The sequence below is a fragment of the Pseudomonas sp. MWU13-3659 genome (assembly GCF_023757525.1).
Classification (GTDB): Bacteria; Pseudomonadota; Gammaproteobacteria; order Pseudomonadales; family Pseudomonadaceae; genus Aquipseudomonas; species Aquipseudomonas entomophila_E.
Genome location: NZ_JAMSHW010000109.1, coordinates 1 through 507, shown reverse-complemented (window position 1 = coordinate 507; position 507 = coordinate 1). Strand labels below are relative to the sequence as shown.

The following is a 507-nucleotide window of genomic DNA, read 5'->3' as shown; positions in this document are numbered from 1 at the left end:
GCCCAGATCAGCTGAGGCTTGTCCTCCATGATCCCGGTGATGGTCAGGTCGCACACGCAGCCCATCAACTCCGAAGCCTGTTCCCGTGCGTGCTGGCAAGGGATGCCGGGTTCGATGCAGAACAGCGGGTCGGTATGCTTTTCACCCTGGTAGAACTTGGTCTTGCCCACGGTGGTGTGGGGCGTGGTGTCGTCTGTGCTCATGGCTCAATCTCCCTGAAATCTTCGGTGCCTGGCCTGGCCCATTCGCCGGCAAGCCGGCTCCTACAGGCGAATCGCGCCCCTCGTAGGAGCCGGCTTGCCGGCGAACAGGGCCCGCCCAGTCAACTCACGACATACCGGCTCAATGCAACGTCCGAGGCTCCACCTGCGGCATCTGCACCTGAATCAACGCCGATTCGAGCAGCACCCGCAGCGCCTCCATTTCATGCATCGCGGCCATGACCAGAATCGACACGGGCGACTTGGGATGCAGCAGAACAGCCTGATGCGCCACGGTCTGCGCGCA

1 protein-coding gene is annotated in these 507 nt (G+C 62.7%); it reads right to left on the bottom strand.

Features of this window, described 5'->3' with window-relative positions; genetic code table 11:
- Positions 1-203, bottom strand: a 203-nt coding sequence (locus tag NGM28_RS28535) for a DUF3077 domain-containing protein (RefSeq protein WP_252092555.1), incomplete at its 3' end; no start/stop codon positions are given.
- Between the last annotated feature and the right edge of the window lie 304 nt (positions 204-507).